A 9,520-nucleotide genomic window follows, 5' to 3' on the forward strand; every position below is an offset into this window, starting at 1 on the left:
TCAGGCGGACGCGGGCACGCGGGTGTCCAGTGGACCGATGCGGTACAGGTCCTCGGCCTCGTGCTCGTCCGGGAAGTGGTCGGCGCCGAACAGCTCGGCGCGGTCGATGTCGGTGCGGTGGCGGCGGGCGAAGGCGGTGAACAGGGCGATCGAGGCGGCGTTGTCCGGGCTGATGGTGGTCTCGACGGTGCGCACCCCGCGCGGGGCGAGTGCGGCGGCCAACTCGTCGAGCAGCGCGGCGGCCAGCCCCTGCCCGCGCTGGTCGGCGTCGACCGCGATCTGCCACACCACAACGGTTCCCGGTTCGGTGGGGCGGGTGAAGCCGATGACGAACCCGACCACCCGGCCGTCCACCCTGGCCACCAGCGAGGTGCCCGCGAAGTCCCGGCACCACAGCAGGTAGGCGTAGGACGAGTTCAGGTCCAGCACCCGCGAGTCGCGGGCGATCCGCCACAGCTCACAGCCGTCCTTTGTGGACGGCTGCTCGATCACGCGGTCTTTCGACATGCCCGACATACCGGGGAAACGTAACAGGAAATTTTCGGGCGGTCAGGGGGCGCGGTCCGCGGAACCCGCCACCCACCTGCGGGAAAGCGAAAACCCCGGTGAGGAGGACAACAGTACGGTTGTCCTCCTCACCGGAGCCGTGTTAACCCCGACTCACCGGGTGAACGCCGTCATGCCCTACCCGGCGTTGCGGGACGACGCCCACAGGTCGATCCCGGAATCCACGGCGAACTCGTCGACGGCGGCCAGTTCGGCGTCGGTGAACGGCGGCGCGTCCAGCGCGGCCAGGCTGTCCTCCAACTGCGCCACCGAACTCGCGCCGATGAGCGCGGAGGTGACCCGCCGGTCGCGCAGCACCCACGAGATGGCGAGCTGCGCCAGGCTCTGCCCGCGCTCCCGCGCGATCCCGTTGAGCCCGCGCACCCGCGCCAGGTTCTCCGCCGACAGCAGGTCCGTGCTCAGCGACGAGTCCCGGCTCGCCCGCGACCCCTCCGGCACGCCGTCGAGGTACTTGTCGGTCAGCATCCCCTGGCCCAGCGGCGAGAACGCGATGCAGCCGGCGCCCAGCTCGCCCAGGGTGTCGAGCAGTTCGGCCTCGATCCACCGGTTGAGCAGCGAGTACGACGGCTGGTGGATCAGCAGCGGCACCCCGGCGCCGCGCAGGATCTCCGCGGCCTGCCGGGTGGTGCTCGGCGAGTACGAGGAGATGCCGACGTAGAGCGCCTTGCCCTGCTGCACGGCCGACACCAGCGCCCCGACGGTCTCCTCCAGCGGGGTCTCCGGGTCGAACCGGTGCGAGTAGAAGATGTCGACGTAGTCCAGGCCCATGCGGGTCAATGACTGGTCCAAAGAGGACAGCAGGTACTTGCGCGACCCGTGGTCCCCGTACGGGCCGGGCCACATGTCGTAGCCCGCCTTGGTGGAGATGACCAGCTCGTCGCGGTAGGGGCGCAGGTCGTCGCGCAGCGCCCGGCCGAAGTTGGCCTCCGCGGTGCCGTAGGGCGGGCCGTAGTTGTTGGCCAGGTCGAAGTGGGTGACGCCGAGGTCGAAGGCCCGGCGCAGGATCGCCCGGCCGGTCTCGTAGGGCCGGTCGTCGCCGAAGTTGTGCCACAGCCCCAGGCTGATGGCGGGCAGCTTCAACCCGCTGCGCCCGGTGCGCCGGTAGGGCATCCGGTCGTAGCGGCTGTCCTCGGCCAGGTACGGCATGGTTCTCCTCTGCTGGTGGAACGCGCGGCGCCCGTTCCTCGGGGCGGTCCGCCTGGGCCGATTGTCACACGGTGACAAGGTTCCGGCCGCAGGGCGGACCGCGCCCCCCGGCAGCGGCTACAGCCCGGCCATCAGGTCGGTCTCGGTGATGCCCGGGCCCTGGCCCTCGCGGATGAACCACTCGGTCCCGAAGGCGTGGGCGAAGCCCTCGTCCGGCATCGCCAGGAAGAACGAGTCCTCCGCGATCTGGCTGGCGTGCGCGCGCATGGCCTTGCGCTTGACGTCGAGGTAGGCGGTGACGTCCACCGCGGCGGTGATCACCGACGCGGGCTTGCCCATGTCGAAGTCCTCGTCGGGGACGTCGAAGGTCAGGTCCCCGGCGGCCTTGGCCGCGGCCATCCCGGCCCGCATGTGGTCGGCGTTCATGGTGGCCTGGAACACCCGGGCGGTCCCGGCCAGCTCGGCGGCGCGCTGCCCCACCCGGTGCACCTGGATGTGGTCGGGGTGCCCGTAGCCGCCGTTGTCGTCGTAGATCGTGAGGACGTCGGCGGACTCCTCGCGCAGGATCACCGCCAGCCGCTCGGCCGCTTCCTCCACCGACGCGGTCCAGAACGTGCCGGGGGCGTCGTTGGTCGGCTCCCCCATCATCCCGGAGTCCACGTAGCCCAGGAACTCCACCCGCGCGGCCCCCAGCACCTCGGCCGCGGCGTGCGTCTCCCGGACCCGGCGCTCCCACAGCTCCTCACCGGAGCCCAGGAACCCGTCGGGGACCTCGCCGACCTCGCCGCGGGTGGCCACGACCAGCACCACCCGGTGCCCCTCGTCCGCGGCCTTGCGCATCACCCCGCCGCAGGAGATGCACTCGTCGTCGGGATGCGCGTGGAACGTCACCAGGGTCGCCATGCGCCGAACGTTAGCGGCACCGCCCGACAAGAAGGGGAACAGGAGGCGTCAGGCGGACAGCAGCCGCGACCAGGCGCGCACGGTCGGGTTCTCCGCCAGGTCCGCGAACGGCGCCTCGACCCCCAGCGCCTGCCAGCGGACCGACAGCATCATCATCCGCATCGAGTCCAGCCCCAGCTCGAACAGCCCGGTGTCCGCGCCGACCTCCTCGACCGGCACCCCCAGCACCTCGGCCACCGAGGCCCGCAGGCCCTCCACCGAGAACGCGTCCGACGACACGCCCGCTCCCCTCTCCGGTGCCAGCGCCGCCTCGACGACGGCGGGCAGGTGGTCGTACAGGTAGAAGTGGCCGCCCGGGTGGACGTGCCGGGTGAACGGCCCGGTGGTGGCAGCGGCCCACGAGTCCACCGTCTCCGCCGCCATCGACGGGTCCGCGTCCCCGGTGATCGCCACGACCTCCAGGTCCAGCACCGCGCCGCCCGGCCGGTACCGCTCGATCAGCGCGAAGTCGTTGCGGATCACCGGCAGCAGCATCGCCGCGAGCTGCGGGTCGGCGAACGCCTCCGCCGCGGTGCCGCCGAGGGCGGTCAGCTCCGCGGTGACGCCCGCGTCGTCGCGCAGGTGCACGAACTCCTCGCGCGGCTTCTGGTCCGCGGGCCCCGGCCGACCGGACACCACGAGCCGCCGCACCAGGCCGGGCCGCAGCTCGGCCAGCCGCAACACCACCTCGTGCGCCACGGAGGCGCCCATGCTGTGCCCGAACACGACCACCGGCCGGTCGCCCAGGGCGGGTTCCACGGCCGCCACGACCGCGTCCACCAGGGCGTCCATCTCGTCGACCACGGCGTGCGCGATCCGGTCCTCGCGGCCCGGGTACTGCACCACCCACTGCTCGACGTCCTCGGGCAGGTGCGCGGTCCAGCCGCGGTAGGAGCTGGCCGCCCCGCCCGCGTGCGGGAAGCACAGCAGGGTGCGCGCGGCCCCCGGTCGCTGCGCGAAGCAGCGCACCCACGGCGTCGGAATCCGGTCGGCCATGTCCAGTCCCCTCCTCGGCGGAACGCCAACGGTAGCCGGGGTCACGGGGTCAGCTCCGCGGCCACCTCGTCGTCGCTGAGGGACATGACCTCCTGGTACAGCTCGGCGACGCGCAGGAGCCTGCCCGGTTCCGCCTCGGCGGCGAGCAGCGCCTCGGCCATGCCCGCGACGGTGCCGGTGCCGAACAGCGCCATCAGCGGCAGGTCCGGGGTGTCCAGGGCTTCGCGCAGCTCGGCGAGGACCCGGGTGGCCAGCAGCGAGTCGCCGCCGAGGGCGAAGAAGTCGGCGGTGGCGCTGATCCGGTCGACGCCGAGGACGTCGGCCCAGGTGTCGGCGATGGTCGCGGCGAGCGCGCCCTCGGGTTCGACGTGCTCGGCGGCGGCCGGGACGGCGGCGGTGAGCGCCGCGCGGTCGACCTTGCCGTTGCCGGTCAGCGGCAGCTCGGGCAGCACGGCGACGGTCGCGGGCACCATGTGCTCGGGCAGCACCGCCCGCGCCGCGGCCCGCACCGCCTCGGGGTCGACGGCGCCGGTGACGTACCCGGCGAGGGCGCGGTGGCCGGGGCCGGACTCGTTCGGCACCCCGACGACGACCGCGGACCGCACCCCGGGCACGGCGGCGAGCACGGACTCGACCTCGCCGGGTTCGATCCGCATCCCGCGCACCTTCAACTGCGCGTCGGCCCGGCCCACGAACTCCAGCACCCCGTCGGCGCGCAGCCTGCCCAGGTCGCCGGTGCGGTACCACCGCTCGCCGTCGACCTCGACGAAGGAGCGGGCGGTCCGCTCCGGGTCGCCCCAGTACCCGTGGGCCACCCCGGGTCCGGCGCAGTGCAGCTCACCCGCGACACCCACCGGCCGGTCGAACCCGCGCTCGTCGAGCACCCGGTACGCCGTGTTCGCGATCGGCCGCCCGTACGGGATGGTCGGGCAGGCGAGGTCGTCGGCGCTCACCCGGTGCCAGATGTTCCACAGCGTCGTCTCGGTGGGGCCGCCGACGGAGACCACGGTGGCCTCGCCCAGCCGGGCTACCACGCGCGGGGGGACCCAGTCGCCGCCGAGGAACACCAGCCGCAGCCGCGGGGTGCTCACCTCCAGCAGCATCTCCGCCATGGCCGGGACGGAGTTCCACACGGTCACGCCGTGCTCGCGCACCAGGCCCGCCCAGTGCTCGGCGTCGCGGTCGGCGGTCGGCACGACCAGGGCGCCGCCCGCGCCGAGCACGCCGAACAGGTCGAAGGTGGACATGTCGTGGTGCAGCGCGGTGACGGCCAGGGCCACGTCGTCCGGGCCGACGCCGAACTCCGCGACGGTGGCGCCCAAGGCGTTCACCATGCCGCGATGGCCGATCATGGCGCCCTTGGGCGTGCCGGTGGAGCCGGAGGTGAACAGCACGTAGGCGAGGTCGTCGGGGGTCTGCCGGGAGGCGGGGAAGTCCACCACGTCCTCGGCGAACGCGACGGCCACGGCGGCCCGGTCGAGCACCACGGACACGCCCGCCTGCGCGGTGATCGCCGCGATGCGGGCCTGGGGCGCGGCGGCGTCGATCGGCAGGTAGGGCGACCCGGCGAGCAGCACCCCGTACGCGGCGGCGACCTGCTCCCAGCCCTTGTCGAGCACGATCGCCACCGGCCCGTCGACGTCGCGCACCCGCAGCCAGGACGCGATCCGCCGCGCCTTCTCGTGCAGCTCGGCGTAGGTCAGCGCGGTCTCGCCGCAGCGGACGGCGACCTTGTCCGGGTGCTCGGCGACCCGGCGCAGGAACGCGTCCTGCACCAGTTCCTCCGGGATGTCGCGCACCGGCCCGTCGACCCGGCTCGGCCCGGCCAACCCGAAGTCCACGGTGGACCAGGCGGCGGGGTCGACCAGCCGGGCGAGCACCGCGCCGAAGGCGGCGAACAGCTCGCCGACCAGTCCGCCCGGGAACACCCCGTCGACGGAGTCGAAGTTGTAGACGAGCCCGGCGGGTGTTTCCTCGATCTGCACGTCCAGGTACACCTGCGGGGTCTGCGAAATGGCGAACACCCGCGGCAGCCGCTCACCGAGCAGCGGGTTCTCCCCCGCCGTGAACCCGATCGTCGAGGTCAGCACCACCGGCATCACCGCGCCGCGAGTCCCACCACCGGCCTTCACCAGCTCGCGCAACACCCGCACCCCGGAGAACTCCTGGTGCGACAGGTCCGCCCAGAACGACTTCTGCAACGCCTTCGCCCGCTCGACGAACGGCGCCGGTTCGCGGTTGTCCACCGCCAGCAGCGAGAACGACGCGAACTCACCCAGCAGCCCGTTCACGTCGGGGTGCAGCGGGAACCGGTTCATCCTCGGCACGTTGACCGAGAACCGCGCGGACTCGCTCCACGCGGTCAGCACCTCGGCGAACACGGCCAGGCACAGCACGGTCGGGGTCAGCCCGGCTTTCGCCGCGGCGAGCTTCACCGCCGCCCAGTCGTCGGCGGGCAGGGTGTCCAGGCGGCTGGACCAGCGCGGGTGCCGGACCGTCGCGGGGTCGACGGCGGTGGGCAGGCGGGGCGCGGGCGGCAGCTCGGGGATGCGCGCCCGCCAGTAGTCCGCCGCCCGGCGGTAGCGGTCGGTGCCCGCGAGTTCGGCCTCGGCCAGCACGTACTCGCGGAAGCCGATGCCCGGCGGCGGCACGTCGAGGTCGGGGTCGGCGTAGAAGCGGGTGAGGTCGGCGATGAGTAGCTGCCAGCTCAGGTAGTCCAGCACCAGGGCGTCGAAGCTGACGTGCACGCGGCAGAATTCCTCGCGCGCGCGTTCCATCCCCAGCCCCCACCCTCCCGAGGGGATTGCCGTCCCTGAGGCCATTCTACCTGTGGGAACGGGGTTCGTGGGCGGTGTGGATCTTGCCTGTGGACAACTCGGGGCGTGCGGTGTCGCTGAGTCGGGTGAAGTCGGGGCGCCCGGCTGGGTCGTGGCGGGCTGGGAGGCGGCGGGGTCTGCCGGGTCTGCCGGGGCGGCGGGTCGGGTTGAGGGGCCGGAGGCGGCGGGGTGGGCCGAGGAGCCGGGATCGGCTGCGGCGTGCGGTGGGGGACCGGGGGCGGTGGGGGCGTCGAGGAGGGTGATCTCCACCGCGTAGAGGGGCCACTGGTCGGCGGGGCGGACCTCGTGGGAGAGGCGGTCGCGGATCTCGGTGAGGGTGGGCTGCGGGTCGGTGCCGCGCAGGTCGCGCAGGACCGGGGTGAACTCGCCCGGGTCCGCGAGGACCTGTTGCTGGTTGGTGTCGGGGAGCATGACCGTGCGCAGGACGTCGTGGCGGGCGATGGCGCGGCGCCAGGCGGCGGTGAACCGGGCCGGGTCGAGGTGGCCCTCGTACTCGTAGTACGCGTGCGTGGAGACGTTGCCCAGTTCGAACACGCCGGTGCGGCCGAGCAGGTACGCCTGCTGCTGGTCGTTGAGCGGGAACGGGATGTGGCGGTTGGCCGGGTCGGGGGTGGCGGCCGGGTGGGGCGGGATCAACTCGGCTCCTCGGGCACGTCGTCCATGTCGTCGGCGACTCGGTCGCGCTGCCAGTAGCCGAAGGCGGTGACGTCGCCCCGGCCGAGGCCCAGTTCGCGGCGCAGCACCCGGCGCAACCCCACCGCGACACCGCTCTCCGCCGCGACCCAGGCGCGGGTGCGGCCCGGCGGCAGCGCCACGGCGCGGACCGCGTCGGCCAGTGACCGGCCGCCGCCGCGGTGCAGCCAGGTGACCGACAGCGAGCCCCGGGAGGTCAGTGCCAGTTCGTCGGCGTCGTCGTCGACCTCCAGCAGGAACACCGCGCGCCCGCCCTCGGGGAGCGCTTCGGCGATGCCCGCGGCGGCCGGGATGGCGGTCTCGTCGCCCACCACCAGCAGCAGCTCCGGGGCGGACTCGGCCAGGTCGTCGGGGAAGTCTCGGCGGGGGCCCAGGAAGGTGACCGGGTCGCCGACCGCCGCTGAGCGCGCCCAAGTGGTGCCGGGGCCGTGGCCGTGCAGCACGGCGTCGACGTCGAGCAGGCCCGCGGCGAACCGGCGCACGGTGTAGGTGCGCAGCTCGAACTCCGCCGCCGGGTCGGCCAGGGTGAGCCCGTCGGCGCCCCAGGAGGCGACCGGTGGGGCGCCGACGCCGCCGGGCGGCAACAGGAGCTTGATCGCGTCCGCCGGGTGGTCGCCCGCGAAGCCGTCGAGGCCCGGGCCGCCCAGGGTGATGCGGCGCATCCTCGGGGTCAGGTCGGCGACGGACACCACCTCCGCCGAGGTGATCGCCAGCGGCGGGCGCAGGATCGCGGTCACAGCGCGACCTCCACCAGGAGGGGTTCGGCGACCCGCTCCTCGGCCGGGCGCAGCAGCGACGCCAGGATCTCGCCCGCGCGGACCGCCGTGTTCGACAGCAGCGTCACCGTGATGCCGTGCGCGTGCTCGGAACCGCCCTGCACGTAGATGCCCGCAGTGACGCCGGGCGCGGTCTCCAGCCGGTAGTCGCGGCCCAGCACGGCCTTGCCCTCCGGGGTGCGGGTGCACACCGTCGAGGCGCGGCCGAGCAGGTCGAAAACGTCACCGGGGAGGAAGCCGGTGGCGTAGACGACGGCGTCGCACTCCAGGACCTCGGTCTCGCCGGTGGGGAGGAATTCCACCGTGGCGTACACGGCGTCGTCGGTTTCGCGGGCGTAGGTGACGCGGGAGGCGTTGCGGATGTCGAGGCGCTTCTTGCCGCTGACCCGCTCGCGGTACTCCCGCCGGTACAGCTCCTCGATGAGGTCCATGTCGACGACGGAGTAGTTGGTGTTGCGCGAGTAGTCGAGCAGCATCCGCTTGACGTCGTCGGAGGCGGTGTAGAAGTGGTCGACCGCCTCCGGGTCGAAGATGCGGTTGGCGAAGGGGCTGTCGTCGGCGGGGGCGTAGCCGTAGCGGGCGAAGACGGCCGTGACGGTCGTGCCCGGCAGCGTGGAGTGCAGTTCCGCCACCGTTTCCGCCGCGCTCTGGCCCGCGCCGACGACCAGGACCCGCTTGGGCGCGGACTCGGCGAGCGCGGTGGCCCGGTGCATCAGCTCGATGTTGTGCCACACCCGCTCGGACGGGATGGCGTCCACGGGCAGCCGCGGGCGCAGCCCGGTGGCGACGACGATGTCCCGCGCCCGGTAGGTGACGGCGTTGTCGCCGTCGCGGGCCACCACGTCGAAGTACGCGACCTCGCCGTCGACCTCGACCGGGCGGACCGAGACGACCTCGCGGCCGTAGGCGACCTGGTCGGCGACGCGGGCGGCGCACCACTCGAAGTAGTCGTGGAACTCGGTGCGCAGCGGGAACATCGTCTTGTGGTTGATGAAGTCCACCAGCCGCCCGCGGTCGCGCAGGTAGCACAGGAAGCTGAAGTCGCTGGCCGGGTCGCGCATGGTGACCAGGTCCTTGAGGAACGACACCTGCATGGTGGCGTCGCCGATCAGCATCCCCCGGTGCCAGCCGAAGTCGGCCTGCTTCTCCAGGAACACCGTGCGCAGCGCCTCCCCGGGGTTGCGCCGGTTGTGCTCGTCGACAGCGATCGCCAGGGCCAGGTTCGACGGCCCGAACCCGATTCCCACCAGGTCGTACACCTCGCTGCTCACAACCGTTCCCTTCTGGCCGACGCTGCCCAACGTAGGCGAGGCTAACCTAAACAGTTGCCCAGGGGGAGCCCCCCGCGATCACCGGTCTGTGGTCTGGCGCACCAGGCTCGCCGGGCGCAGGTCGGTCCAGTGCTCCTCCACGTAGGCCAGGCACCCGGCGCGGGTGTCGCTGTCGTGCGCGACGGTCCACCCGGCGGGCACGTCGGCGAACGCGGGCCACAGCGAGTGCTGGTTCTCCGCGTTGACCAGCACCAGGTACGTGCCGTCGTTGTCCTCGAACGGGTTCGTCATG

Annotated in this window: 8 protein-coding genes; all 8 read right to left on the bottom strand. The window is 73.1% G+C overall.

Annotation, left to right across the window (positions count from 1 at the left end; all coding sequences use genetic code 11):
* The 8 genes from ectA to DFQ13_RS06500 all read right to left on the bottom strand — a co-directional run bounded on the left by ectA (position 1) and on the right by DFQ13_RS06500 (position 9,519).
* Positions 1-507 (bottom strand): diaminobutyrate acetyltransferase, encoded by a 507-nt coding sequence (gene ectA, locus DFQ13_RS06465; RefSeq protein WP_052021098.1) that lies wholly within the window; start codon positions 505-507, stop codon positions 1-3.
* 177 nt (positions 508-684) lie between these two features.
* Positions 685-1,713, bottom strand: a complete 1,029-nt coding sequence (gene mgrA / locus DFQ13_RS06470) for an L-glyceraldehyde 3-phosphate reductase (protein WP_035281937.1) — start codon at positions 1,711-1,713, stop codon at positions 685-687.
* Between the two features lie 117 nt (positions 1,714-1,830).
* The gene (locus DFQ13_RS06475; RefSeq protein WP_035281935.1) at positions 1,831-2,616 is read right to left on the bottom strand and encodes a PIG-L family deacetylase; all 786 of its coding nucleotides are present in this window, start codon (positions 2,614-2,616) and stop codon (positions 1,831-1,833) included.
* A gap of 48 nt (positions 2,617-2,664) precedes the next feature.
* Positions 2,665-3,651, bottom strand: coding sequence for an alpha/beta fold hydrolase (locus DFQ13_RS06480; protein WP_110079153.1), 987 nt, complete (start codon positions 3,649-3,651; stop codon positions 2,665-2,667).
* Positions 3,652-3,692: 41 nt separating this feature from the next.
* Positions 3,693-7,124 (bottom strand): non-ribosomal peptide synthetase, encoded by a 3,432-nt coding sequence (locus DFQ13_RS06485; RefSeq protein WP_110079154.1) that lies wholly within the window; start codon positions 7,122-7,124, stop codon positions 3,693-3,695.
* Positions 7,121-7,918: a siderophore-interacting protein gene (locus DFQ13_RS06490; protein ID WP_110079155.1), complete on the bottom strand. Its 798-nt coding sequence runs from the start codon at positions 7,916-7,918 to the stop codon at positions 7,121-7,123. The genes DFQ13_RS06485 and DFQ13_RS06490 overlap by 4 nt, the downstream gene beginning before the upstream one ends.
* Positions 7,915-9,228, bottom strand: a complete 1,314-nt coding sequence (locus DFQ13_RS06495; RefSeq protein WP_110079156.1) for a lysine N(6)-hydroxylase/L-ornithine N(5)-oxygenase family protein — start codon at positions 9,226-9,228, stop codon at positions 7,915-7,917. Before DFQ13_RS06495 ends, DFQ13_RS06490 begins: the two co-directional genes overlap by 4 nt.
* Before the next feature lie 78 nt (positions 9,229-9,306).
* The gene (locus DFQ13_RS06500; RefSeq protein ID WP_035281931.1) at positions 9,307-9,519 is read right to left on the bottom strand and encodes an MbtH family protein; all 213 of its coding nucleotides are present in this window, start codon (positions 9,517-9,519) and stop codon (positions 9,307-9,309) included.
* Position 9,520 lies beyond the last annotated feature (1 nt).

The sequence above is a fragment of the Actinokineospora spheciospongiae genome (assembly GCF_003182415.1).
Lineage (GTDB): Bacteria > Actinomycetota > Actinomycetes > Mycobacteriales > Pseudonocardiaceae > Actinokineospora > Actinokineospora spheciospongiae.